Genomic DNA, 26726 nt, shown 5'->3' with positions numbered 1-26726 from the left:
ATTAGCGGGAGACCGCATGTTTTACCTTACGCATCAGCTGCATCCGCTCTCGTTTCGTTCCTGCAAACAGATACAAGTAACCCATATAGAGAATGAAACAAAGCCCGCCAATACAAAACAGCTCCCACCATGAAGTCACGTTATATACCGCCTGAATCCCTACGCAGATGCCCCAAATGAATAGCGCTCCTGCAAGTGGAACCAGTGTATGTTTATAAAAGATAGTGCGTTTCTGATTCGTGATGCTGGCCGTATAAAAAGGCAGAAACACGATATTTTTGATCAATAAAACCATTGCCCCTGCTGATGCAATGCCATATAAACCTAACTGCAGCATATGAGTCAATCCATAGGCAAAAAGCACATTAGAGACACCTAATATAAGTGTGACAACCGCAGGAATTTTAAATCGATTAAACACGGTCGGCACATATGTGAGCGGTAAAAACATCAAGGTCAAACATAAATAAGCCGCATGAATCATGAGAAGCCATTTCAGCTCTTCAAAGGCAGGCCCAAGCCATAAAAGCATGAGCGGACCAGCGAGACCTCCTAAAAGTGCGGCTGGGAACGCCACAAATAAGCCGCTCCACTTAATGGCGTTTGCAGCATATTGAATGAGTCCCTCTTTGTCCTGATTCGAATAAAATTTCGTGATCGTTGGTGCAAACACAACGGCCAGTGTCCCTGCCAGTGTGCGTAATAATAATGGAAACTGTAAAATCGCCGCATACTGGCCCGTTGCTTCCGCTCCAATGAGCAAGTTGGTCATCAATAAATCAATTTGTAAAAACAACAAAATCCCCATTTGCTCAAATGAATGCCAGACCCCTGACCGAACAAGAGTGAGACTAGACGATAATGAGACGTGCCGCCACTTAAACGAAAACCAAGGGATGAGTTTCTTAAAATAATAGATACCGATTCCCATAGCCGCTAAACTTCCAATGACAGCCGCAAGTGGAATATGCCAAATGGCTGGTGTCGTCCATGTAAACAGGATGACAATCATCAGTGCCCTCAAAAACATTTGAACCGCCTGTCCAACACTTGATACATAGAGCTTATTCGCATAAAACGGTGCAGCCCCAATGCCAGACATGACGAAATTGAGCATAAATAAAAGACCCCCTAAAATAAAGGCGGTCTGTGTGTCTTTTGCGAGATGTTCAGGCACATGAAGCCATTCAACAAGCTGAGAAGACATGAAAAGACAAAGCAAAAAGAGACTGATAGATAGTAAAAACGAACTGACGAAATAGGAAGCGAGATAACGCTGCGCCTTCTCCATCTCTCCTTTATGAGCCGCCACAGAAAAAAATCGCACAACAACCGCACTTAACGAAGCCGTAATGACTGATAAATAGTTGATCATATTTTGCGTCAGATGGATTAAGCCGAATGCTTCCACTCCAAGCGTATGAACAATATAAGGTGTTAAACAAACAGACATAAGCAGCATTAGGACAAACGTGATTAAGTTCGCACTGACATTGTAAAGAAACGCTCGATTCATTGTGCTTTCACGCAGCGTGTAAGAGCCCTCATCCAGCTTCCTCTCCCTTTTGACCGCTTGTTTTCATCAGCTGATGAACTGCCTCTTTCACAGCTGCCTCATTTGGTTCTTTTAAAAGGGTCATAAACGGAAGGTGCGCCACCCACTCAAATCCCTCCATCACCTTATGATCAAACGATCTAAGGACAACACACGGTGTATGAGTGATCGCACAAAAGATCATGCCATGCAGACGATCTGTCACGACGACCTGTGCTTGTTTTAACTCCGTCCACAAAGCCGATAATTCATCTAAGCGAGTTGTTCGATCGATTCGTTTGCCAATTGTCGTTGTGATCAAACCGACTTGATCATATGTCTCTTGGATATGCTGCTGCAGCTGCTGGCGCGATTCCTTTGTGAGATATGCTTCTTGATCCTCACGCAGACAAAGCAGAACCCCTTCACGTGTTTCATCCTTTGATGATTCGTCTAATGACAGCACCATATCAGGCTGCTTCCACACATCTTGATCAGGAAAATGAAGCTTCATCCATTCATAGGTTGTTTGATCTCTTGCCATGAGGAGCAGTCTTGGATGCTGCTTATACGTGTGAATGGCGCGGCGTTCCTCTCGTTTCCCTCTCTTAGTTTCTGTAAAATGTACAGTGGCAGGCAGCTGGATCATGGGGTAAGACTTGAAGGTCTTGATGATAAATTGTCTCGTCCATTCTTCGTACCGGTATAAATCCCCCATATTCCCTCCACCGATGATACAGACGATGTCTTCTGGGTGCCGGCTGCGCTTTAGCGGGCGGGCAAGGCGATAGATCTCTTTCATGTCCACTTCTATGATGTCATAGGCCGGAAAGTATTTTTTAAAAAAACAATAACTCGCATAGGCAATTGCATGATCCCCTAAATTATCATGTCCCGGCAGCAGCGTGAGAATGATTTTCTTCTGATGACTCAGCTCTGGCAGCCTTTGGCGGCTCAGTCGATATTCAAGCGGATATTTGACCTTTAAGAGCAGCCACTCTGCGGCTTTTGCCTTCAATTGCTGCACTGTCAATCCCATCACCCCTATTTCCTTGTCTGATATTCGATCCATTTTTGATAGCTAGAAGCCGCGGCAGAAAGCGGATAAACCAATCGGCACTTAGCAAGAAATAAAATCATTCGCTTTCTTACTGTGAGCTTTGATGGTTCCACTTGTTTGACGGCATGCTGAAAAGTATCGTGTGTCACCATTTCCCGCATGTGATCAAGCTTTTCCTGAATGGAGAGATCATTTTGGCTCTTCCATTCGTTGAGCATACAATGAAGCGTATGATTGACGATAAAAAAGTCTAATGCTTTCTCATACAGAGAGATGTCATCATGCTCTTTTAAAAACGAGTGCTGCGCATGATAAAAGGTCAGTCCATGATGAAAATACTGCTTCTGATATCGCTGCACAATGGATGACAGATGAACCCTGTAGTAATAAAGGGGCTCATGAACAAAAGCGATACTGCGTGATAAAGAAAAGCAGCGCAGCGTCACATATTGATCTTCAATGTTCTCAAGCTCACCCCGCAGCGGAAATCGAATATGGTGTTCTTCCATAAAGGCACGCCGATACAGCTTATTCCATGAGAATCCAGTTAAGTCTCCGTGTAATAACGCTTGGATTAAATTCGTTTTTTCGGCTGACCGCTTGTCTAACAGCGTCGTTGGTATCGTTCGCTTTGACTGTTCAAATTGAATCCAATACTCACTCACAACAAGATCTGCCCCGGTCATCTCAGCTTTTTCATACATGGCTTCACAGTAATGAGGAGCGAGAATATCATCTGAATCCACAAAGGCGAGATACGTCCCTTTCGCTTCCTCGATGCCTCGGTTTCTCACAGCACCTAACCCTTGATTGAGTTGATGGATCACCCGGAAACGCTCATCACGCTCAGCATATGCTTCAAGCCATTCACCGCTGCGGTCGGTCGATCCATCATTGATAAGAATGACTTCTATATCGGAAAAGCTTTGATCTGCAATCGATTGAAGACATTGCTCCACATATTGACTCGTATTGTAAACTGCGACCAATAGACTGATAGCTGGCATTACAACATGCCCCACCTTTCTTCAAATCTACTTATTAAATATCGTTCTATACGGCAAAACCGAAGAATCAAACGGCATCAGCATGATGCTGTACAGAATATAACAAACAGCAATCCCTACATACATAAACACATTAGACCGCTGATCAAAAATACGTGTGAAATATGGCAGTAAAATGAGCTGATACAAGCCAAAATAAATATGAAATCTTGCATAAATGACATCCTTCGTTGCAAGGATGCCAAACAAGAAACCCAGCAAACAAAAATTCACAATGTAATCACTCTCAGGCGTCAGCTCACGAAGTCGTTTTCGATAAAAGAAAGCAAGCAGAAGCGGCAAAATCAAGACACCGATTTTTGTCACATTCATTCCATTCGTATTCGTTGTGAGCCATTCTTCGTAATGACCATATGAACTACCTTGCAGCATCACCACAAACACCGAGACAAAACGGTCATAAATAGCGGTTAAACCTAAGAAAATCAGGCATAAGACCAGCATCATCCAAGACCAAGCCTTTGTTCTCACGATAAAATACACAGGAATCATGATGAGGGCCGATGAATGAAACAATGAACATACAAGGACGAGCGGAAAATACAATTTCCACTGACCATTGATCACCAACCGGATGGCATAAAAAAGAATCGCTGCCACCATATACTGGCGCATGCCATTAAATGACGCATAATAATGAAAGGTCCCAAGAAAAAGCAGCATACTCAGCTCAAATGGACGGCCATATTGAATAAGCGTCTTGATAATAAAAAAATAAGTAATAGCCCCGACTGAAATATACATAATTTGCGGATCATGAGACAGTTGATTAAGCATCCATAAAATAAACGTAAACCCCGGATCTGTTGCGGCTTTATCCACACCGAATCCGAATATATGCCAAGGCCTTTCATAGTTGATGGAGAACTCATACATCTGTCCATATGTGACAAAATCGGTTCCTACTTTATACCGAATACCAGCTACGATACAAAGAAACAAAAACGGAAAAAACACCAGAAGTTTGTTAGGCCGCCATCCGCTTTGAATGGTATCATCACGTCTGCCGTAAAATGCGGCAAAGCTCGACCATAAATAGACCATGATCATGTTCACCAAATAAACCGCCATCTGCCCTTCCTTCCTTACAGTCCATATATATTCATCACACGTGTAATATTCTGTTTCACATCAAATCCTCTTTGTTCAAGCTGAGAGGTTATAGACTCTTGAAGAGGAGGTTCTGCATGATACGCTTCAAGCACCGCCTTCATCCATTCATGCGCGGAATCTCGCAGCGACATCCTTTTCACAAGCCCGCAGCCTAAATCTACTTCCTCTGTAATATGATCTGAAATCACACAAGGCAGCCCAGACGCCTGTGCTTCCACTAATACAAGCGGAAGACCTTCAAACAAGGAAGGCATCACAAAAACATCAAATGCTTTCATATACTGCGGAACGTCTGATACGACGCCTGTAAAGACAATGTCATCCATCAAGCCTGCCTTCTCCGCATACGATTCGACTACTTGCTTCAGCGGTCCATCCCCTACGAGAACAAGCTGAAATGAAACGCCTTGCTTCTTTAAAGTCTGGGCCAGTTCTATAAAAAAAACATGATTTTTTTGCTCATGGAACCGCCCAATATGACCGATGACCATGTTTTTTCCGCAAAGATGAAGCTGCTTTTTGATCTCTGCCTTTTCGTCTGGATCAGGCTGAAAAAAAAGGGATAAATCAATCCCATTTGGCAGCACCTCAACTTGCCCATTCTGCATTTTTTTCTGTCCAAATAAAAAGACACCAGCATCCTCGCCGCATGCAACAAGCTGTGTAGAGAATGCAAAGATCAGCTGGCGAAATCCTTTGAGCATCATATGATCCAGCCAGTTTGGCGACTGCTTCCACGCTGTATTATGCGAATGGCAAATGCGCACCTTCACACCCGCTCGTTTTGCAGTAAGTGCGGAGAAGCCTGTTTGAAAATCCGTATGTGCATGCACTGCCTGATAGGGTCCTGTTTTCTTGATCGTCTTTGTCAATGTTTTCACAAAAGTCACCGGAGAGGATGCCCCAATACTCGGGACGTAAAAGATGCGTCCCCCAAGCCGGCGAATTTCCTCATCATAATCACAGTCGTCCTGCCGGTGGGTAATGAAATCAAATTGAAGGACATTCCTATCGAGTGCACGATAGATATTCATGATCATCGTTTCAGCTCCGCCGCGGTTCATCCCGCCCACAATATGAAGCACGCGCTTTGGCTCACTCATCCCGAATCGCCCTCCTCTTCAACATAGACGATGCCAGCTTCCGGCGATGATAAAGCTTCATGACCTTCGGTGACAAGCAGGCACGGACCACCGGCTTTAAAGCAAATAAATAGTCAAGCGGCGACAGCTTTAATACCCAGCATGCTTTCAAGACGAGCCAGGCATTATCCATCGAATATCGAAACTTTCGCCGCTGAAAGGCCGCTTCATCCTCTCTCACCAGATATAATGGCTCTTGTAAATTAAAACCTTTCCTCCCAGCAGCAAAAAAGCGGATCCAAAGATCGATATCTTCCATCCGCCTTGTTGTTTTCACAGAGCGATAGCCATGTAAAGCCCTGTATGCTGAAGCCCGCATCATAATGGTCCCATGACAAAAAGGAGTCCCTCTTGCCATCACCTTCCGATCAGGCTCTGACACAAGTGCCCGCACACCCTTTGTTCCCGATTCATCAAAAACCGTCATCGCCGTACCGACCACATCATATTCAGAATATGTATCGAGGAAATGAACCTGTTTTTCTAAACGAACAGGCACAGAAATGTCGTCGCCATCCTGCCTCGCAATCAACTCTCCCCTCGCTTCAGCCAGGCAGCGATTGAGACTGGCAGCGAGCCTTTGATTTTGTTTATTGCGGATCAGGCGAATTTTTTCAGGATGTCGTTTTGTATAAGACAGCACTTTCTCATAAGTGCCATCTGTTGATGCGTCATCACATATGATGAGCTCCCAGTTTTCATATGTTTGTTGAAGAATGGATTCAATGCTTTCTTCTACTGTCTCTTGGCAATTGTAGACGCCCATGATCATAGACACCTTTGGTTTATGCATGCTGTATCACCTTCTCTGCTTGATCCATATAGATTGTATAAATTTCTTCCATTGCACTGACTGTCTGCTCCTGTGCAAATGCATGAGCCATTGAGCGCCCCGCTTTTCCCATGAGAAGCAGCTGATCCTTTTTGTCATAGAGCTGCTGTAAATAATCAGCTAAACCATTCACATCTTGCGGTTTAACTAAAAAGCCATTGACGCCATGTTTGACAAGCTCACAATGCCCTCTATTCTCCGTTGCAATCACGGGTTTTTCTGCAGACATCGCTTCAAGCAGGTTCATGCCGAGCCCTTCTCTCAAGCTGGTGGAAACACACACATCGCTCATATGCATCCATTCCTCTATTTGTTTGCAAAACCCAGCAAAGTGGATATGCTTTTCAAGTTGGAGCTGGCGGGTAAGCTTTTCATAGTTTGGCCTCATTGCCCCTTCCCCGGCAAACACGATCTTCATATTTGGTATTTTCCTAGACAGCTGTGCACATGCTTTGATGAGCATTCCTTGATTTTTATTCATGTTTAATTCACCAGCACACAGCACGATAAAATCTTCCGAGGAAAAGCCATAGGCTGCGCGAAGGCGCTGCTTCTCTTTTTCATCGACTGGTGCGAACCGCTTCATATCCACACCCATACCGGGCACATAATAAACAGATGTCCGCTCTTTTGATAGACGGTCGGCTCTTTTAAAATCTTCTCCATTAATGGTGATCAAAGCGTCTGTATAGCGGGCGAGAAATCTCTCAATTGGATAATAGAGCAGCCAGTTTTGAAGCGGCGCCCCCTGCCAAAAGTGAAAGCCATGTGCCGTGTAAAGAACCTTTGTTCCTTTTTTGCGCATGCCTTTGGCTGCTAGCCTGCCAATGACACTTCCCATTGGTGTGTGGCAATGGATAAAATCATAGTGCTCTTTCGCTAACAGCTTCTTCAGTTCTACATACGCAAGCCGGTTGCGTACATGAAAAGGAGAGCGCTGAATCGGAATCGAGTGAGCTTGATTCACATAGGGCAGCTCCAACTGGCCGTTTGCAGCTGTATGCACTTCCCATCCTTGTTCCTGAAACCACCGGAAATATGGAAGATGAAAGGCCTTAAAGTGATAATCAACCGTTGCGCAAAACAAGACTTTTTTCTTCATTGGCAAGCGCTTCCTCCTCTCGTTTCATCTGATCGGACAACATATCTTGCGACTCAATGGCAGCAAATAATGCTTGTCTCATTTGCTCTTCACTCATCATGTCAAATTCATGGATAAAGCGGTTCAGCACATATGGGTCACCATCCAGCGCATGGCCGATGTGGATTTTCGGGAAGATTTGCTCCTGTGCTTTTTCATGCTGGTTGAGTAATTCCTCGTACATTTTCTCTCCAGGACGAATGCCTGTGAAAGTGATCGGAATCTGGTCTGTGGTGTAGCCTGAGAGGTGAATGAGGTTTTCTGCGAGGTCCACGATTTTCACTGGTTCCCCCATATCTAAAACAAAAATCTGTCTTCCTTCTGCCAGTGCACCTGCCTGAATCACAAGCCTTGATGCTTCTGGGATGGTCATAAAATATCTTGTCATGGCTGGGTGCGTGACCGTCACCGGCCCGCCTTGCTCGATTTGTTTCTTAAAAATAGGGATGACGCTTCCTCTGCTCCCCAGTACATTTCCAAACCGAACGGCGACAAATTTTGTTTCGCTGCTTGCCCCCATTTGCATGATCAGCATTTCAGCAAACCGCTTTGTGGCTCCCATCACATTGGCAGGGTTGACCGCTTTGTCAGATGAGATGAGGACGAATGTTTCAATGCCGTGCTCGTGTGCGGCTTCTGCGACATTTTTTGTCCCGATAATATTGTTTTTCACGGCTTCTTTCGGACTAATCTCCATGAGCGGAACATGCTTATGTGCCGCAGCATGATAAATCATATCCGGCTGAAATTGACCAACGATTTCACTCATTTTCTGTTTATCTTGAATATCCGCAATTTGTGGATAGAGTCTGATGCTGCCTCCATATAATTCTTTCAGCTCTAGTAAAATAGAATGAATGCTAAATTCTCCATGTCCCACAAGTACAATTGATTGAGGAGCAAACACACAAATTTGACGGCAGATTTCTGACCCAATCGATCCGCCTGCCCCTGTGACCATGATCGTTTTTCCCTTTAAATGAGCAGATAGACGGCTCGTATCTAATTGAATCGGTTCTCTCCCTAGTAAATCCTCTGGCTGTACATCCCGTAATTGATTCAGCGCATGGGTTCCTTTTAAAATCTGCTCCATTTCCGGCATGATTTGTGTTTTGACTCCGGTCGCGACACATTCCTTATACAACCCTTTTAAGGTGTGGCTGCTTTTGGACGGAATGGCGATGATGATCTTCTGAATATCCATCATGACGACAGCTGTTTGAATTTGTTCTTTTCCTCCTATAACAGGCAGACCCATAATTTCAAGCCGATGCTTCGTCTTGTCATCATCGATGAAGGCGACTGGCTCAATATGCACATCACTCGATTGCTGAAGCTGACGAACAAGCATGGTCCCCGCTGATCCGGCGCCAATAATTAAGGCCCTCTCCTTTTCTGCTTGAAGCCGTTTTGCCCCGTCATGAAATAGCCTAGAAGCCATACGAGATGCACCGATGAATAAGATATGAAAAAGCCACACGATGAATAAAAACCGAAATGGCCATGTCTGCACGAAAAGGTACAGCATCGTCATCGAAAATAAAAAAGAACACACAAAGGTCTTCATTAAAGAAAATAGCTCTCTTACTCCTGTATAAGCCCATACTTGCTTGTACACATGAAATATGCAGGCAAATACATGGTGCCCAATGAGCAGACTGAGCGAAGAAATGGCGAGCATTTCAAATGTATAAACGGTTAAAGCCGCCTCTTGGACAAATTGAAAGCCAAAAAAGACGGCAACTAAGATGAGATATGAATCTAGTGCTACGATGATTGATAATCTTTGGGCGTAAGTCAACGCTCCTCCCCCTTTTTAAAGCATCTCTATTCTTACGTAACATGGGCATCAAACCCGTCCTCACACCCCACTACTGATGACGAGCATCTAAGGCACCGGTTATGCCCACAGCAGGATCGAGTGCCTCCATTGTTAAAGATTAGGAGACATCACCTATCAATCTTTTTAATACATGTACAGCCTGCCCTTTTTCTCTTTCTTGCCATTTAGCATAGCTCCAAGCAGTTTACTTGTTGTTCCCTCTAATACTTCTTTTGATTTCTTCACAGCAGCAATCTTTGTTTTGCCGCTTAAGACAACGAGAATGCTCCCGTCCGTTCGGTTCGCCAAGATCTTTGCATCTGCAACTGGCAGAAGCGGCGTGGAATCAACAATCACCATGTCATATTGCTGTTCAATCTCATAAAAGAGCTGCTTCATCACAGAAGAGGAGAGCAGCTCAGCTGGATTCGGCGGAATGGTTCCACTCGGAAGCAGCTCTAAATGCTCAATCGGTGTAGATAAAACAGCTTCCTCCAAGCTGCAATTATTTAATAGCACATTCGTCAAACCGGTGTGATGACTCAGGTCAAAATATTCATGAACGGCCGGCTTTCGCAAATCAGCATCCATGAGCAGCACCCGCTTGTTCTGCTGTGCAAAAACAGCTGCTAAGTTTGCAGCCGTAAATGATTTCCCTTCCTTCGGCAAGGAGGAGGTCACCAATATAGATTTCAGCCTTGTTTGAATCGATGTGAATTCAATGTTTGTTCGGATCGTACGGAATTGTTCCGCAATGACAGAGTGAGGATTTAATACAGAAATACAGGATAAATCTCTCTTTTCTCTTTTCTTCCTCTTAAAGATCAATGTTCTGTCCTCCCGTTATGACGGACTGCTTGTCTTTTTTGGCCCTCCTGTCTGCCTGCATTTGATAGACACTGCCAAGCGACGGCAATCCGATCTCTTCTCTTATTTGATGTGTTCGTTTTACAGTATCATCGAGTAAATTCATTAAGAAAATGAGTGTCATTCCCCCTAATAAAGAGGCACCTAGTGCCAGAACGATATGAACGAATTTCCTTGAATTCATCAGAATCGTGTTGGACAGCTTGGCTTCAGACAAAACATTAATGCGATCCATATTCATTGTTTTTTTGATTTCTTCTTGCAGCACCTCTGTTGCGGTATTTGCAATGGCAACTGCCTTCGCGCGATCCTCATCTTGTACAGAAATATTGATGACCTCAGACTCATTTTCTGTACTTGTGGCAATTTTGTGTTTTAATCCTTCTGCTGATTCTGTGAGATGGAGTGTTTCTTTTACTTTTTCAATGACGATTGGGCTTTTTAATAAAACTTGAAAGGTACGTGTATATTGAAGGTTCATCTGAATATCGTTTAAATCTGCTTGTGCGTCATTGCTGCGTTTATGAACAAGAATTTGAGTGGTTGCCTGATATACAGGAGTCGAGACATAGAACTGATAGTAGGCTGAAATGCCCGTTACGATCAGGACAATCAGGATCAGAAGGGCCATTTTCTCTTTAATGACAGAAAACAGCTGCTTAAAACCTATATTCTCATTCATAGATACCTCCCGATTTCATCATAAAAAGGTTATATATGGTTTCTTTTTGTTAATGATTGGATTATAAAAGATAATACCCGCAAAGAAAAATGTCATAATAGGTCTTATAGTTCTTTTTAAAGAACGAAATCGTTCGTTTTCTTTTGTTTACTTCCTGATTCTTACGTTTTTGAATTTTATAAAGAACAATTTATTTCTTATAATGAACGAAAAGGTCGCAGAACTATTCGCCGTGGAGAAGGGAGATCATTGATCGAATGATAGGCAAGGTGATACGCATTTACCGAAAGAGAAAAGGATACTCGATTCAGCAGCTGGCTGAGGATGCTCATGTCTCTAAGTCATATTTGAGCAAAATTGAGCGTGGTGTCCACAGGAATCCATCTGTCCAGTTCTTAAAAAAGGTATCCTCTTCACTAGAGATTGATTTACAAGAGCTGTTTGATGCAGAGACGATGATGTTTCATAACGCTGAGGGTGGTGAACACGAATGGCGGGAGCATATCGTAAGTGCCGTCCAATCCGGCATGCCCAAAGAAGAGCTCTATCAACTGCTCCAAACCTACCGAAAAGAGCAGGAAGAAAAGTCGTTACATGTCACCCATAGAAAGCTGACTGATTCAAATATCGCAGAGTGGAAGCGTCTAATGAATGAAGCGAAAGCGATCGGCTTAAGTATTGAGGAAGTAAAAGCATTCCTCAACAACATGGGAGAACGCCGGGCGTAAGCCTTTCAGGAAGAATGATTGCGGGGAGAGGCGTTTGACGCTTCGATGAAAAAGAGCCTTTGATTCATGAAAGGCTCTTTTTTATCTTATTCTTCTTTTTTTGTTCGTGCTTTTTTCGTTATATCATTGTTTTTCCAATAGGCCCATAGTGATGTAATCCCCAGAAAGGCCAGCGTGATGAATTGCTGAACGCCTTCTTCATCAATAGGAATTGGGCTTTTTCCCGCAGCAGTTAGCGCACTGTTAACAAGCGCCAGTAAAAGCAGCACAAGCCTTGCGATTGTACCTGCACTAATTTTTTGAACCTCCAACTGTAACCCCTCCCTTTCCTCTTCGTACGGGCGGTATTGCTCGTTCTCTCTCATATGTATGCAGAAGCCGAATGAATAGAAGAACGAATCAAAAAAAGAGACATCATTCCTATATGCGGAATGATGCCTGATTTCATTTGCTATTTATTTAGAAAACATCTCTTTTGCTTCATCCAATGCCATTTTATTGCCTAGAGCTGAGTAATCGAGCCACGGCTGATCGGCAATCGGATAGACTTGGTTTTTCTTCACTGCCTTTAGACCCTTCCAAATCGGAGTCTTTTCTAATTGCTTGAATGCCTGCTGCGCTTTATCATCACGGTTGACAACGACAAAGATCGCATCAGCATCATAATCAGGAAGAACCTCTTGAGAAATCACTTCAAATGGGCGCTTGCTGTCCAGCTTTTTCACACCATCGACAGGTGTCAGGCCTAAATCATCGTATAAAATAGGACCCATTGGACGCTTCATGCTAAATACGCGAAGCTCCTTTGCTGTCACACGGATCGCCATGACTTTTCCGTTTCCAATCTTTTTCTTGATGAGCGATTTGACTTCTTTTGCTTCTTGATTGTAATTCTTAATATATTGATCCGCTTCTTTTTCTTTATTGACGTGTTTGGCGATTTTCTTCAAATGATCCCGCCATGTGCCATCATTTAAATTAAACACTTCTGTTTTGGCGATCTTCTTATATTTCGATAAGTCTTGTCCGGCTAATTCTTCATCAACATAAATGACATCTGGTTGTAACGCAAGCAGTGATTCCATATCTGGATCGGCTGCAATACCGAGCTTCTTCGTGTGACTCAGCTGCTTTTTCGCATGTGGAAGGAAATCTTTTAAGTCTCCTCCTACAACAGAGCCCGCCGGTTTGATACCGAGTGCTAACAAGTCATTTGTTAAATGAATAGACAAGGAAGCAATCTTTGGTGTGCCATTGGTCTTTTCATTTGTTGTATTCTTTGTTTCCTGTTGTCCACAAGCGGCAAGCAGCAAGAAACAGAGCGTTAATCCAATTACTAGTAGTTTTTTCATGATGAGTTCCTCTTTCGTGTTTATTTCGTTTTAGTTAATAAATAGAGAAAATACGGGGCACCGATAAAGGCCACGACCACACCCGCCGGTATGGCATTTGGAGCAAAGATGGAACGTCCGATTGTATCGGCACTGACCAAAATCAACAAGCCAAGCAGCGCACTAACTGGTAAAAAATACTGATGCAGTGAGCCGACAAGCCGCCTGGCCAAATGCGGGGCGACGAGGCCAATAAAGCCAATACCGCCTGTCATCGAAACACTTGCACTCGCGAGGCCTACCGCTAAGGTCAAGAGGAGAAGACGTTTACGCTGGACACGTACACCTACACTTGAGGCGACAGCATCTCCTAATGTCAATGCATTGAGCGTGTTTGACTGCATCAGCGTAAGCGGCACAAGGCATACAATCCAAGGCAGGAGTGCCAGCACATGTATCCAGTCTCTCCCCCATACATTGCCCACAAGCCACCTTGAAGCAAACGTGTATGTATCTTCATCCAGCTTCAATGACAAATATAAGGTGAGTGCACTAAATCCCGCAGCAACCGCAATTCCAACTAAGATCAGCCGGATAGGAACAAGCCCTTCATGCCGGTCATATGCAAGAAGCACGATGACCGCTGCCGCAAGCAGTCCGCCGCCAAACGTAAAGAGCGGAATAAGAAGAGACGGATTACCTTCAAGTGCGTGAAAATATGTCACAAACACAATTAAGCCAAAGGCTGCCCCGGCATTCAATCCAATAATCCCAGGATCGGCCAGCGGGTTACGGGATAAGCTCTGCAAAATGCCGCCAGCAATGCCAAGACCAATACCAGCTAACATCGTCACCACGATTCGAGGCAGACGATAGTCAAACAGCACCGTTTCACTTTGGAAATCTCCAAAGCCAAATAACGTCTTGACGACCATGACAGGGCTTAGTTTCAGCGTACCGGTATTTAAACTATACAGCACAACAGCCGCACTCAGGCAAAGCAAAACGACTGTCACGACAAGAGCACGCTGTTTCTCTCTCATGACAGGTTCCTCCCTTCTTTTCTGGCAATGTATAAGAAGAAAGGAACACCAACAAGTGCCACCATCACGCCAATGGCAAGCTCTCTTGGCGGATTGACTGTTCGGCTGGCAAGGTCTGCAAAGACAAGCAGCATTGCGCCTAATATCGCTGACATCGGAATAACGAAACGATAGTCTACACCAACAAGCTTTCGTGCAATATGCGGGATGACGAGCCCGACAAACCCAATCGACCCGACTGCTGATACAGAAACCCCTGCTAATAACACAGCAGCGGTCATTCCTAGTATTCGCACTTGTCGTGTTTTCACCCCTAAATTTGCCGCTGTATCTTCACCGAGCGATAGTAAGGAAAGTGACCGGCCTAATAGCATTGCCCATACGATCACAATCAGAATGACGGGGGCAAGAATCATCAGCTGAGGCCATTTCACACCAGCTACCCCGCCTGCATACCAAAAAGCCAGATCCTGACTCAGGTCAAAATAAATCGCGATCCCAGAGCTGAGCGCATGAAGCAATGCGGCTACAACCGCCCCTGCTACAGTGAGGCGCAGCGGTGTCAATACGCCGCCAGCCGCTCCAATCGCGAAGATCAGCAGCGTACTGAGCACAGCACCAATAAAGGAAAAAAACATCAGTGCTGAATAAGGCATTCCTGGGAAAAAAGCAAAACAGAGAGCGACCACAAACATCGCACCGCCATTAATGCCCAAAATCCCCGCATCTGCCAGTGGATTTCTTGTGATGCCCTGCATAAGAGCACCCGCTACGGCAAACGCCGCTCCCACTAGAGCTGCCCCTAAAACACGCGGAAGTCTTAATTCATGGATGATCTGCTGCTCTGTAACATTTGACTGGTAGTCAAATACAGCTGTCCAAACCGTTTGCAGAGACAATGTTTTTGCACCGTATGACACAGCAAAAAACATGGCAGCCGCTAAACCAATGACAGCGAGAAAAAATATCAAAAAGAACAGAATATGTGATGATCGTTTTTGTTGAGGTGTTCGCTTATCCTGCAAAATCGGTGTCATCCTTTTCTTCATTAAAAGTCAGTTTGAAAATGAGAATCATAATCAACAAAATTATAGCCGCCAGCCTCTAAAAAATCAATGTACACCCTATTTTTTAATTAATGAAGGTATGTGTAGAGCAGCGGGGTGGGAGATTTTTTTTGCATCTCAGTACGGCCTATCATTTTTTCTCATAGTTTAATAGGAAAATAGTTGACATTTCGCATGAATATCCCCTAAAATTACAAAAGTAAGTCAAATGTTATAAAAATATTACAAACAGATGTCAAACTAATAAAGAATGACCCGTCATGAGAGGAGATTTGAAAGTTGTGTCAGTAAAGGGAAAATGGAGTATCGTCCTATTTGCGCTTGCAGTCGTCATTGGAGCAGTTGCTTTCTTTCAAAATCAACAAGCAAGTGGTACAGAGAAGAAAAATGTAAAGCAGGATTCGAACTATAAAAACGTAGAAATTGTCACTCTCGTAAATGACGGGAAATTTATGAGATATGCAGTCAACTATCCTCTTTTTCATCAAAAAGAGCTAGATGACAAGATTCAAAGCTATGCCAATTCAGCATTAGAGCATTTCAAAAAAACATTCAGTGAAGCAAAAGATATCGATGAAAATAAACGGTATGAACTGAATATTGATTATGAAATGGTGCATTATGCGAAGCAGTCTGCTGCCATTCGCTTTACGACCTATACGTATACTGGCCAGCAAAATGGAACCACCAATCATCTCACGATTAACTTTGATTTTCAGAAAAAAACCTTTCTTGACACAAAAGATTTATTTCTGCCTAAAACCAATTATTTAAAGAAATTATCCTATATTACATATACGGAACTTCGAAAGGATAAAACCTTATCTAAGGATCAGCCTCTCCTTCAGAAAGGAACAGCCCCTGATGCTCAAAACTTCAGTCAATTTGCCTTGAAAGACAAATATGTAGAATTTTATTTCCCTGCATCTCAAGTAGCAGCGGAGGATCTTGGGCCGCAAACACTCGCAATCAAAAAGACATTGCTGAAGGACATATTAAAGCCAGAATATATGGATAAACTCAAAAATAAAAATGAAATGAAAGAACCGAACCCAAAAAGAAAAGCCGTCAAGCTGCCGCAAAAATCAAAGCTTGACCCGAATAAAAAAGCCATCGCCCTCACATTTGATGATGGACCGAATCCAGCGACAACCTCAAAAATTTTAGATGCGCTGAAGAAAAACAAAGGACATGCCACCTTTTTCGTATTAGGCAGCAGGGTGCAATATTATCCTGGGATGCTTGCCGACATTCTAAAAGACGGGAATGAGATCGGAAACCATTCCTACAATCACCCTTTATTAACAAGACTGCCTTTAGAAGAAGCCGTGAAACAAGTGAAGGACACCCAGCAGCTGATTGAGAAAGCAAGCGGATATACACCTACGCACTTTAGACCGCCATATGGCGGTACAAATCAAGATATCAATCATGCAATTGGGATGAAGGTCACTTTGTGGGATGTTGATCCTGAGGATTGGAAAATCCGCAACAGCCAGCAAATCACAAACCGCGTTCTCTCACATGCAGCAGATGGCAGAACAGTGTTAATGCACGATATTTATGAAAGCTCAGCCCAAGCTGCCGTAGAGATCATCCATGAACTCACCAAACAAGGCTACCAGCTCGTCACAGTGAGTGAGCTTGAACAATTAAAAAAAGAACGACATGAACAAACCCCTGTAGAGTAAACAGGGGTTTTCTTTTACGACTCCAAAGACTTTTTTTGTTTCAATAATGCTTGAAATGTCTCTTCAAGCTCTTGCGAGGGCTCAATACTTAAACGGCTGAGCACTTCAGACAGCTGCATATCAATTAACAGAAGCTCCTCTTCTCTATTTGTCACAGCTGGTTTTTCTTCCTTTTGTTTATAGGCTTCATATGTGCCGTCAAATCCTTCAATACGTTCCTCATGAATATGGAAAATACGAGTGGCAACCTCCTCAATCAGCCTGCGATCGTGGGAAACAAACACAACGGTACCTGGGTAATCCTTCAATAGACCTTCAAGAGCTTCAACTGCCGCCAGATCTAAAAAGTTCGTCGGTTCATCCAGCATGAGAACATTGGCATCACTGACGAGTAAGGACGCAAGCATCGTCTTCACCCGTTCTCCCCCGCTTAATACCTCAACAGGCTTATGCACATCATCCCCTCTAAATCCTAGTCTCGCCAAAACCGTTCGAACCACTGTCTCATCTTGAACCGCCTCTTTTAGCGCATTTTGTAAAATCGATTCATCTACCTTCAATCCTGAAAGATCCTGACGAAAATAGGCTAGCTTGACAGCCTCTGAGCGAGTAACTCCGGGATGTCCATTCACTAACATACGAAGAAACGTCGTTTTCCCGCTGCCGTTCTTTCCGATAATGGCAACCTTGTCTCCGCCCCTCACTTCCACATTCGCCTGCTTCCAAAGCACTTTACCTCCCGCCTTGCCATCTACATTTTTCACTCGTAAAATGGTACGGCTTGCTACTTCCTTCATCGTATGCTGAGTCATTTGAATGGGCTGAATGTCCTTTACCTTCTCCACCTTTTCTAATTTCTCCATCCTTGTTTCAATGGATTTGGCTGTTTTTTGCAGCTTTTTTTGCTTATTTGCATAGTAGGGCTTTGCAATTTTAGGCCCTGAAGATTTCACCTTTTGAGATGGTTTTGTTGCTTTGTCCGCCTTTTTCTTTTTCTTTTCGAGCGCATGCTCTAACTGTTTTTTCTTTTGTGTATACGCTTCGTACGCTTCCACCTGCTGACGATGTGCCAGCTCTTTTTGCTGTGCAAAATGCGTGTAGTTGCCTTTGTAATGATGAAGCTGCCCATGATCCAGCTCCCAAATCTCCGTACATATTGCATCTAAAAAAGCACGATCATGTGAAACAACAATGAGAGCACCTTGATAATGACGCAGCTTTTCTTCCAGCCACTCAATATGCTCTGTATCCAAATGAGTTGTCGGTTCATCTGCTAATAAAAGGGCAGATGGCCGGCTTAATGCTTTTTCAATATAAGTCTGGGTCATTTCACCGCCACTCTGTCTGCCATCTCCTTGTTTCAATTGAGGAAGCAGCGTACAGGCCGCTGTGGCTGCAACTGTGCCGCTGTCTGGTGTTTCCTGCCCCGCCAGCACATGCAATAAAGTCGTTTTCCCGCTGCCATTTGTCCCTACAAGACCAATGCGATCACCTTGATGGATGGCTAGCTCCTCAATATCAAATAACAAGCGATCTTTTCGAAATACCTTTAACTGATTGGCTTTTAGTAACATCCAATCCTCTCCTTTCGTATCAGGAGACATGAAAAAGCCTCCCATTCTCAGAATAGGAGGCAAAATGGTGTACAAAAATAAACGGATTGATCCAGCAGTATGTGTGCCGTTCATATTTAGTCACACACATCCCACGTATCAATCACCTTATCCTTTGATTCCCAAGCTGTACCATCCTATTCCGAAGCTAAAAAATGAAAACGCAACAAACATGGCAAACTGATCGTTTGCTCACTGCCTTCGTTCGTTCATTTTGCTTACAGGTCATAGGATTAGTACTTCATTGCATTGGGTCACCCTTCCGTCGTTTGTTACGTATACGATAAAAGATTGGTTATTTTTTGTCAAGCGGGGTTCCATTTGAATATGGCCCCCACCTTCCGAAAATAAGTTATCTATTGAGTTTGTTTCGCTTGTATGAATTGATCAATCACCTTTAATGCTTTTTCTGTTCCACCTGCTGCTTGGAAGCTTTCTTCAATTTTCTCAATCCCCGCACGGTACGTGTCACTGCCTAAAACCGTCTCAACAGTTTCTCTTAGCTGCTTTGGTGTCAGCTGATCTTTATCAAGTGCACAGGCAGCAGATAATTCGGTCAGTCTTTTTGCCACCATCGGCTGATCTTTGTCGACTGGAATGACGACCATCGGAACGTGGTAATGAATCCCTTCATTGACACTATTCATGCCGCCGTGCGTTATAAACACATCTGTCAGTTCGAGCACTTCAAGCTGCGGCACATATGGCTCGATCATAAAATGAGCAGGCGCCTCTTTTAAGAGAGAACGATCTACTTTTTCACCTGTTGCGATAATCACTTTTCCGTCAAAGTCTTCGAAAGCATCTATACACATATTAAAAAATGCTTCTGTATCCCCAAGAACGGTACCCATGGAAATAAAAACGACTTTTTCTTGCTCAAGTGCTTCCAGCGGGAAATCATGCTGGTCGGCTCTTTTTAGAAAGCTCGGTCCAATGAAAACAAACGAATCGTTTAATGAATCAACAGAAGGCTGGAAATATTCACTTGTATAGACGATATTCATTTCTCCACGGTTTTTCATAAATTGCATCAAACGCGTTGGCTGAACGCCAAAACGCTCTTGTATTTTTTCTAACAGATGATCGGCTTTCTCATCCTTTCTGTATAGCGGTGTATCAAAATGCGCCTCTTGCAGCACAAAAGATGGGTTGGAACCAATGCTCGGAATGTGCAAGTAATCTCGAACAAGCTCCCCTGCCCCAAACATATCAAAGTAGACCAAATCAAATGAATGCTTCTCGGAGAGTGTTTCCACCACCTCTAAAATATCATATGATGTTTGCAGCATGGCATGAAAGAACGGCTGCATAGAATCTAAATCTCCTTCTTCCACATGTAATGTCCGAATATAGTCTGGATGTATATGTACGTGAGCGCCTAAGCGTTTAATTCGTTCCTCATAATGTACAGTTGTGACCGCATGCACTTCATCGCCTCGATCCGCCCATGCTTTGATGATTCCTAACATAGGGTTCACATGTCCTTCAGCTGGAAACGTAATCAATAAAATCTTCGCCACAAGAAATCCCTCCTCTTTGTCAATTCTCTTCCATGTTAATCATATACAGCAAGCCGGCTCAACAAATACGCCTGAAAAGGGAAGAAATGAGTCTTACGTCCAGTATTTTTAAGAGGCTAACAGAAAAAAGACAAAGCCTCCTGTTACGCGCTTTGTCTTTTTTTGAGCAGCATTTGTTTAAACGCAGCAGACGGTTTTTCAATAGAGATTGGATCAGTGTTGTGTATAGTTAGCTAGCAACGAGCAGGACTTAAATATCCCTGAATCGGACACATGCTTATAGCCTTCTTTAGTCGTTGTACAATAAGAGGGAATTTGTTACAATTCCATCGAGACTCTCACCTTATGGTCGAATTACGTTTATTCGGTTATAAAATAGCGCGACTCCCGATATAGCTACGCTAACGACGCCGATCATTACAATCCAAATCCATTTCCTATTTGCTTTCATATCCGCTATATCTGCGCGGTTTTCTTTAGCAAACGCTTTGTCGGATTTTTCGCCGGCCCTATCGGCAGTCGTTTTCACATCGTTAAGGTATTCGACTTTTGTATCAATACGTACGAGTATTCATGAACTTTTGCTAATTTATCGTTATATTAGAATATGTTCGGCTCAGGCATTGTGGCGCCTCCTTTCCGTTAATTACAGCAAAAAGACGCCCAATAAGGCGTCCTGAACTCCTTGTTAGTTCGTTATTAAACTTTCCTTCTCTTTAAAAGCATCTTCAAGAGCAATCGTCAAAAGTTTCCTGGAAAAATCCTGATAAAACGACATATCATAATGTACATAAAACATATTCCAAGGATGGTCCTCAATTGATTTGAAGTGCCAACTTTGATAATCGATAACTTTTACATCATAGTTATTAATTACGTGATTATCTAAAGCATCCCACCACTTATTGTATACTGGAACGTTAATATATTTAGTTTTCCCGCTTTCACTGATAATTTTTACTTCTCCAGTTTCTTTTTCGATATACTCATCAATAAATCTGGCTTTGTTAATGATGACCTTGCAGTTCGGCACATTTTCTCTTAAAAAGGTGAATAGGCTCTTCACTCCTGCTTTCCATAACTCCAGATAACGGTCTTTCTGATCGAAAAACATCTGAAATTCTTCTCTAATATCAAGACGTTCATATAGAGATGTCTGTTTAAATAACCATTTTTTATTAGTTATATAGCTATCACCTATCCTTTGAACTCCGTAAAATAGATCCCCATAAAAATCCACAATAAGATAGTCCGGTTGGCATTTTTTCAATTCACTAAAAAAACTTTTATCTAGTTCTGTGGTAAAATGTCTTGTATCAAATGGACTTAAATTGTCGATTAGTTTCTCCTCAAAAGGTATTGGATCAGAATTAAGAGAAACCATCGACATTTGATTCTGATGTAAAACACAAGTGGCATACTTTTTATAATCAGGAATGAATTTAGAATTAAAATTATCTCTCGATACACAACTGCCCAAAACTGCAACCTTAAGCATTTGGTTACCCCCAACATTTTTATTACAAATATACCATAAAATGCGATAGATTAAGAAATCGGAGTGTAACCGATATAATAAATATTTATCTTATCCCTACCTGGACCGTATGTCTTCGTTCAACGGGTTAATCCAAGGTATAATCCCATCACCCTGATTGAATATGTTCCGGTATAAAAGCCGATCTGAAAAGCATTACTATCTACAATATTTTGCATGCACGTCCAGTTGCATACCGTCCCGAACTCTTGAAATGCCGCATCCTATAACAGAATTCGTGTTAACTAAGATAGTTGGTCGGACTGTGCCTTTGAAATAATATGCCACTTCTTGGAATTTTACACGCTCCTGTTCTTGCCGTAGCACTTCCATATCATTTCCACTTGCTTTTCTGTATTACGATATCGTCTACATAATCGAGTTATATTTCCATATAAGGAGGTCAGCGCGTGTCCCATTATTTTTTGTAAGGAACGTATATCGCTGCCGTTTGTTAAATAATTAATCGCAAAGATATGTCGTAAGTGATGAAGGATCGGATGCCATTCTATTTTTACGGTGCTTGTTGGCTGCGCCTAGTAGCATAATAACGAGGTTGCCAAAGTCTTTATCTTCCAGCTTAGACCATTCAAGTTCATTCGAACGAAGCCCGCATTTTAACGCAATAAGGAACGCCATATAATCGCGAAAGCCTGAGAACGATCCTTAAAGAATCGCCGTACTTTTGGCTATCTTTGAGCATCTTAATCATCTTTTCATCGACCCATAACCTGCGTTACTGGTGAAAGATCGCGTACGTTTAGCATCCTTGATATATAGGATCCCAAAGGATCTTCCGTAACGTCCGTTATGTTGTCCGTCATTAGTGTGCCTGCAACTTGCATAAATTCCGCCCAATACTCCGATAAATCATTGATTGTTTTTTCGCAATAGTTCTCCGTTTCGAATAACTCGCGTATGATCCCTAACGATTTGTCAACGGTCTTCGCCGCTTTAAAACTCTTTACTATTCCATCAGTCTCACGCCGATTCCTGACGCCTTGTCGTCTTCTTGTAATCGCCATACGCCATAATAAAAAGCCTCCCGGAAATTATTCCGCAAGGCTTCGTAGAGAATCGGTCTAGTTTGTCCGCTAAGACACGAAATCGGATAAAAACGGACATCCATATCTTCCTAAATCGCGTCCTTCCGTACACTTAACGCATTAACGGACCGTTGGAAAACGTTGATATAACGGCGTTAAAACGTTGTAACGCGCTCGGAGGGATTCGAACCCCCGGCAGACGTGGTACCGGAAACCACCGCTCTATCCAACTGAGCTACGAGCGCACGATATGTTTTTTGAACGTCAGCATATCAAATTATAAGGGAAATGCTGCAAGAAAGCAATGATTAATCATTCGTCTTGATGATGTATTTTCTTCTTTTGGATACATAGAATAATATGCTGGTTTGAAGTGGAATGATTTTGGGGAAAATGGATAGGGGTATTTGAATTTAGGTCAGCGTTTTGTTTGACCTTTATTGACCAAAAATGTATCATTGAATTACATACTTACCTAAAAGGTGAAGGAGGAACATTATGAATTTAATACCTACAGTCATTGAGCAAACAAATCGTGGGGAAAGAGCTTACGACATTTATTCTCGTCTTTTAAAAGACCGTATTATCATGCTTGGTTCTGCGATCGATGACAATGTTGCCAACTCCATCGTGTCACAGCTGCTTTTCTTAGAAGCTGAAGATCCAGAAAAAGATATTTCTATCTACATTAACAGCCCTGGCGGTTCAATCACAGCTGGTATGGCCATTTACGATACGATGCAATTTATTAAACCAAAGGTATCAACTATTTGTATTGGTATGGCTGCATCTATGGGTGCGTTCCTGCTTGCTGCTGGTGAAAAAGGTAAGCGTTATGCTCTTCCAAACAGTGAAGTCATGATTCACCAACCACTCGGCGGTGCCCAAGGTCAAGCAACAGAAATTGAAATTGCGGCAAAACGAATCCTTTCTTTACGCGATAAACTGAACCAAGTACTTGCTGAACGTACTGGTCAGCCAATTGAAGTCATTGAGCGCGATACAGATCGTGACAACTTCAAAACAGCGGAAGAAGCACTTCAATACGGACTCATTGACAAAGTCTTGACCCGTAATACAGAAGAACAAAAATAATGATCACAACACAAACCGTCTGCTCCTTGAACAGACGGTTTTTTGTTTTAATCCTACTTTAAGACAGCTCCGTCCATTTCTGCTGAAGAGACGGTGTTTCGTAAGAAGCCATCTGCGTAATTAATTCCTCCGGTTCGCTCGAAGCATGTAACAATTGAAGGTGTGATTCATTCGAAAAACCTTCTTGTATACTAAATTTCACCATGTCCAAGAGCGGGTTGAAATAGTCATTCACTTGATACAATCCAATTGGCTTTTGATGAATGCCGATTTGTGCCCAGCACAGCACCTCAAATAATTCTTCATATGTACCAAAGCCGCCTGGCATCGCAATAAACCCATCGGCCAGCTCGCTCATTTTCGCTTTTCGTTCATGCATGCCTGTTACCTCAATTAACTCTGTCAGCTCTTGATGCACGACTTCTCCTCTAAAAAGCCCCTTAGGCATGACCCCGATCACTTGCCCGCCATGTCTCATGACCTCATCGGCAATCGCGCCCATTAACCCAATACGCGATCCACCGTAGACAAGACGAATGCCCTGCTTCGCCATATAAGCACCCAGCTCTACAGCCTTTTGTTTGTAGACATCATTTACACCTGGATTCGAACCAGCAAACACACAAATCGTTTTCATCAAAACAGCTCCATCTCTCTCTATGATTTCTTCACTCACTCATTCTACTATAATGATTTGTAAAGAAACAGCCATTTCTTCTATATATAGTGTAAAATCAAAAGAGTGAACACCATATAAGGAGTTGTATAGAGAGAATGCAAACAACTGAGATGGAGAAGTGGATCAAGGATTTTTATCAAACGAGAAATTGGACAGAATACGGACCGTTTATCCGGTTAGGCTTTTTAATGGAAGAAACGGGAGAACTCGCTCGTGCTGTTAGAGCAATAGAAATCGGACGAGACCGGCCTGATGAGCAGAGACAGGAATCACCTGAGCTGAAAAAAGAACTCATTGAAGAAATGGGAGATGTCTTAGCAAATCTCCTCATTTTAGCGGATCAATATGATGTCACAGTAGAAGAGGTCTTCAGCGCTCACCAACAGAAACTCACAAAACGCTTTTCTGGAGAAAAAGAGCCAGTAAAAAACACGTGACCAAGCTGTCACGTGTTTTTTACGTCTTAAAGATGCTGTGGTGAAATGTCATCCGTTCGTTCAAAGAAATGCTGTTTTCCGATATGATGGAATAGTCCCGTTCGATGCAAAAGCTCCTTAGGCTGCGATTGAAGTCCAACGATCATCAGCTTTCCATTATGATGCTTTAATCGATTGGAGATATTCATGAGAACCGCTTCTGCCGATGTATCCATATAATTGACTTTATTCATAAGCAGAATGAGCGTTTTCGGTTTTGTTTGAACATGGTCCAAAATCGAATTTTCCAATGAATCTGTTGTTCCGAAAAAGAGCGGCCCTTCAATGGAATACATACTGATTCCTTTTTCGTCTGTCTGTTTTTCTAAAGCAGCTGCTGTTTCTATTTGAGGAACAGCGACATTGGTATGAATATTGGTCGTCTGGCTCATTTTTTTGATAAAAGCGATAAACGCTAAAATGAGACCAGCAGTGACGCCAATAATCAAATCACCGATGACCGTGAGCAAAAAGGTCACGACAAGGACAAGCGAATCGGCATTTTTCACTTTCACAATATTGATAAACTCTTTTCTCTCACTCATATTCCAAGCAACAAACATTAAAATCGGTGCCATTGCAGCAAGTGGAATCATCGACGCATATGGCGCAAATAGCATTAAGATCAGTAAGACGACAACGCCATGCACGACACCAGAAATCGGACTTGCCCCGCCATTTTTTATGTTCGTGGCCGTTCGGGCAATAGCTCCCGTCGCTGGAATTCCTCCGAAAAGCGGTGCCGCCATATTGGCAATCCCTTGCCCCACAAGCTCTTTATTGCTGTCATGCTTAGAGCCTTTCATATTATCAGCGACCATTGCAGACAAAATTGATTCCACGCCGCCTAAAAGTGCAATGACAATTGCTGGAGGCAGGAGGTATATCATTTTTTCAATCGTCAATTCAGGAAAAGCGAAGGTTGGCAGCTGACGAGGGATTTCACCATATGCAGAGCCAATCGTTTCAACTTGTCCTTGAAAAAAGAGAACGGCTAGAAACGTTGAAGCCAATAGACCTAATAGAGCACCAGGTATTTTAGGAATGTATTTTTGTGCCGCCAAAATCACGATGAGCCCGATGACAGCTGTGATGATGGCGAGACTGTTTGCGGTCCCAAGATGGACCACAATTTCTCTCATATTGAGGAAAAAGCTTTCATGTTTTTCAACACCCTTTAATCCGAGGAAGTTGGCAATCTGTCCTGAAAAAATAATGACAGCAATGCCCGCAGTAAAACCGATGATAACCGGACGAGGAATAAATTTCATGAGCTTTCCCAGTTTGAATATTCCGAATAATACAAGCATACAGCCTGCCATAAAACCGGCAATGAGCAAGTTTTCAATACCGTACTGGCTGACAATCCCGAATAAAATTGGAACAAACGCCCCGGTCGGCCCGCCGATCTGATACTTTGAACCACCAAACAATGAAATCAAAATGCCGGCAACGATGACTGTGTATAATCCATATTCTGGTCCGACACCAGATGCAATGGCAAATGCCATGCCTAAAGGAATTGCCACAACGCCCACGACAAGCCCAGCGATTAAATCGCGTCTAAACTTTGATGAATTGTACCCTTCAAATCTTCCATAAAAACGCATGGTATGTGTTGGCCTCCTTCAAGTATT

At 43.0% G+C, this 26726-nt stretch carries 26 protein-coding genes and 1 tRNA gene; 5 read left to right on the top strand and 22 right to left on the bottom strand.

Going from position 1 to position 26726, the window contains the following annotated elements:
- Position 1: 1 nt before the first annotated feature.
- From JVX94_RS17835 to JVX94_RS17790, 10 genes are all read right to left on the bottom strand, one after another.
- On the bottom strand, positions 2–1516 hold the full coding sequence (locus JVX94_RS17835; protein ID WP_205183989.1) for an MATE family efflux transporter: 1515 nt from the start codon (positions 1514–1516) through the stop codon (positions 2–4).
- 28 nt (positions 1517–1544) lie between these two features.
- Positions 1545–2573 (bottom strand): polysaccharide pyruvyl transferase family protein, encoded by a 1029-nt coding sequence (locus tag JVX94_RS17830; protein WP_205183987.1) that lies wholly within the window; start codon positions 2571–2573, stop codon positions 1545–1547.
- A gap of 5 nt (positions 2574–2578) precedes the next feature.
- Positions 2579–3601 carry a glycosyltransferase family 2 protein gene (locus JVX94_RS17825; protein WP_205183985.1) on the bottom strand — a complete coding sequence of 341 codons (1023 nt, stop codon included), beginning with the start codon at positions 3599–3601 and terminating at the stop codon, positions 2579–2581.
- A 27-nt stretch (positions 3602–3628) separates the two neighbouring features.
- Positions 3629–4732 (bottom strand): EpsG family protein, encoded by a 1104-nt coding sequence (locus JVX94_RS17820; protein ID WP_095409608.1) that lies wholly within the window; start codon positions 4730–4732, stop codon positions 3629–3631.
- 14 nt (positions 4733–4746) lie between these two features.
- Positions 4747–5877 (bottom strand): glycosyltransferase family 1 protein, encoded by a 1131-nt coding sequence (locus JVX94_RS17815; protein WP_205183983.1) that lies wholly within the window; start codon positions 5875–5877, stop codon positions 4747–4749.
- Entirely contained in the window at positions 5870–6709 is an 840-nt protein-coding gene (epsE, locus tag JVX94_RS17810) for a glycosyltransferase EpsE (RefSeq protein ID WP_205183981.1), read from the bottom strand. Before epsE ends, JVX94_RS17815 begins: the two co-directional genes overlap by 8 nt.
- Positions 6702–7850 carry a glycosyltransferase family 4 protein gene (locus JVX94_RS17805; protein ID WP_205183979.1) on the bottom strand — a complete coding sequence of 383 codons (1149 nt, stop codon included), beginning with the start codon at positions 7848–7850 and terminating at the stop codon, positions 6702–6704. Before JVX94_RS17805 ends, epsE begins: the two co-directional genes overlap by 8 nt.
- A complete protein-coding gene (locus tag JVX94_RS17800) occupies positions 7816–9690 on the bottom strand; it encodes a polysaccharide biosynthesis protein (RefSeq protein WP_095409612.1) in 1875 nt (624 codons plus the stop codon). The genes JVX94_RS17805 and JVX94_RS17800 overlap by 35 nt, the downstream gene beginning before the upstream one ends.
- Before the next feature lie 165 nt (positions 9691–9855).
- Positions 9856–10539: a CpsD/CapB family tyrosine-protein kinase gene (locus JVX94_RS17795; RefSeq protein ID WP_075611942.1), complete on the bottom strand. Its 684-nt coding sequence runs from the start codon at positions 10537–10539 to the stop codon at positions 9856–9858.
- Positions 10529–11260: a YveK family protein gene (locus tag JVX94_RS17790; protein ID WP_024423528.1), complete on the bottom strand. Its 732-nt coding sequence runs from the start codon at positions 11258–11260 to the stop codon at positions 10529–10531. Before JVX94_RS17790 ends, JVX94_RS17795 begins: the two co-directional genes overlap by 11 nt.
- Before the next feature lie 257 nt (positions 11261–11517).
- Between JVX94_RS17790 and slrR the strand changes: the two genes are divergently transcribed.
- Entirely contained in the window at positions 11518–11988 is a 471-nt protein-coding gene (slrR, locus tag JVX94_RS17785) for an HTH-type transcriptional regulator SlrR (RefSeq protein WP_075611943.1), read from the top strand.
- Positions 11989–12074: 86 nt separating this feature from the next.
- On the opposite strand, the gene JVX94_RS17780 is transcribed toward slrR, so the two are convergent.
- From JVX94_RS17780 to JVX94_RS17765, 4 genes are all read right to left on the bottom strand, one after another.
- Entirely contained in the window at positions 12075–12299 is a 225-nt protein-coding gene (locus tag JVX94_RS17780) for a phage holin (protein ID WP_024423530.1), read from the bottom strand.
- Positions 12300–12443: 144 nt separating this feature from the next.
- Positions 12444–13343 (bottom strand): iron-hydroxamate ABC transporter substrate-binding protein, encoded by a 900-nt coding sequence (locus JVX94_RS17775; RefSeq protein ID WP_205185576.1) that lies wholly within the window; start codon positions 13341–13343, stop codon positions 12444–12446.
- A gap of 17 nt (positions 13344–13360) precedes the next feature.
- A complete protein-coding gene (locus tag JVX94_RS17770; RefSeq protein WP_065214796.1) occupies positions 13361–14362 on the bottom strand; it encodes a FecCD family ABC transporter permease in 1002 nt (333 codons plus the stop codon).
- Positions 14359–15387, bottom strand: a complete 1029-nt coding sequence (locus JVX94_RS17765; RefSeq protein WP_186318682.1) for a FecCD family ABC transporter permease — start codon at positions 15385–15387, stop codon at positions 14359–14361. The genes JVX94_RS17770 and JVX94_RS17765 overlap by 4 nt, the downstream gene beginning before the upstream one ends.
- 323 nt (positions 15388–15710) lie before the next feature.
- Here JVX94_RS17765 and JVX94_RS17760 point away from each other — a divergent pair, with 323 nt between their 5' ends.
- A complete protein-coding gene (locus JVX94_RS17760) occupies positions 15711–17120 on the top strand; it encodes a polysaccharide deacetylase family protein (RefSeq protein ID WP_275891454.1) in 1410 nt (469 codons plus the stop codon).
- 14 nt (positions 17121–17134) lie between these two features.
- Here JVX94_RS17760 and abc-f read toward each other — a convergent pair whose 3' ends face one another.
- A complete protein-coding gene (abc-f, locus tag JVX94_RS17755) occupies positions 17135–18724 on the bottom strand; it encodes a ribosomal protection-like ABC-F family protein (protein WP_425389247.1) in 1590 nt (529 codons plus the stop codon).
- Positions 18725–18761: 37 nt separating this feature from the next.
- Between abc-f and JVX94_RS17750 the strand changes: the two genes are divergently transcribed.
- A complete protein-coding gene (locus tag JVX94_RS17750) occupies positions 18762–18917 on the top strand; it encodes a hypothetical protein (RefSeq protein ID WP_205183975.1) in 156 nt (51 codons plus the stop codon).
- Between the two features lie 172 nt (positions 18918–19089).
- Here JVX94_RS17750 and JVX94_RS17745 read toward each other — a convergent pair whose 3' ends face one another.
- The 5 genes from JVX94_RS17745 to JVX94_RS17725 all read right to left on the bottom strand — a co-directional run bounded on the left by JVX94_RS17745 (position 19090) and on the right by JVX94_RS17725 (position 23084).
- Positions 19090–20256, bottom strand: coding sequence for a macrolide family glycosyltransferase (locus JVX94_RS17745; protein WP_144483594.1), 1167 nt, complete (start codon positions 20254–20256; stop codon positions 19090–19092).
- Between the two features lie 688 nt (positions 20257–20944).
- Positions 20945–21754: a DUF6270 domain-containing protein gene (locus tag JVX94_RS17735; protein ID WP_095409620.1), complete on the bottom strand. Its 810-nt coding sequence runs from the start codon at positions 21752–21754 to the stop codon at positions 20945–20947.
- A 338-nt stretch (positions 21755–22092) separates the two neighbouring features.
- Complete coding sequence (locus JVX94_RS19635) at positions 22093–22260, bottom strand: hypothetical protein (protein WP_240193845.1); 168 nt, start codon at positions 22258–22260, stop codon at positions 22093–22095.
- A complete protein-coding gene (locus JVX94_RS19630) occupies positions 22256–22432 on the bottom strand; it encodes a site-specific integrase (protein WP_223251027.1) in 177 nt (58 codons plus the stop codon). Before JVX94_RS19630 ends, JVX94_RS19635 begins: the two co-directional genes overlap by 5 nt.
- A 576-nt stretch (positions 22433–23008) precedes the next feature.
- Positions 23009–23084, bottom strand: a tRNA-Arg gene (locus JVX94_RS17725).
- A 253-nt stretch (positions 23085–23337) separates the two neighbouring features.
- Between JVX94_RS17725 and clpP the strand changes: the two genes are divergently transcribed.
- Entirely contained in the window at positions 23338–23934 is a 597-nt protein-coding gene (gene clpP / locus JVX94_RS17720; protein WP_007500118.1) for an ATP-dependent Clp endopeptidase proteolytic subunit ClpP, read from the top strand.
- Between the two features lie 58 nt (positions 23935–23992).
- Here clpP and JVX94_RS17715 read toward each other — a convergent pair whose 3' ends face one another.
- Entirely contained in the window at positions 23993–24571 is a 579-nt protein-coding gene (locus tag JVX94_RS17715) for an LOG family protein (RefSeq protein ID WP_095409621.1), read from the bottom strand.
- A gap of 137 nt (positions 24572–24708) precedes the next feature.
- Here JVX94_RS17715 and JVX94_RS17710 point away from each other — a divergent pair, with 137 nt between their 5' ends.
- Positions 24709–25050 carry a MazG nucleotide pyrophosphohydrolase domain-containing protein gene (locus tag JVX94_RS17710; protein WP_203128873.1) on the top strand — a complete coding sequence of 114 codons (342 nt, stop codon included), beginning with the start codon at positions 24709–24711 and terminating at the stop codon, positions 25048–25050.
- A 26-nt stretch (positions 25051–25076) separates the two neighbouring features.
- Here JVX94_RS17710 and JVX94_RS17705 read toward each other — a convergent pair whose 3' ends face one another.
- Positions 25077–26699, bottom strand: a complete 1623-nt coding sequence (locus JVX94_RS17705; protein WP_075611966.1) for a SulP family inorganic anion transporter — start codon at positions 26697–26699, stop codon at positions 25077–25079.
- Between the last annotated feature and the right edge of the window lie 27 nt (positions 26700–26726).

The sequence above is a fragment of the Bacillus sp. PDNC022 genome (assembly GCF_016919285.1).
GTDB classification, from domain to species: domain Bacteria; phylum Bacillota; class Bacilli; order Bacillales; family Bacillaceae; genus Bacillus; species Bacillus safensis.
This window is presented reverse-complemented; position numbering and strand designations above follow the sequence as displayed.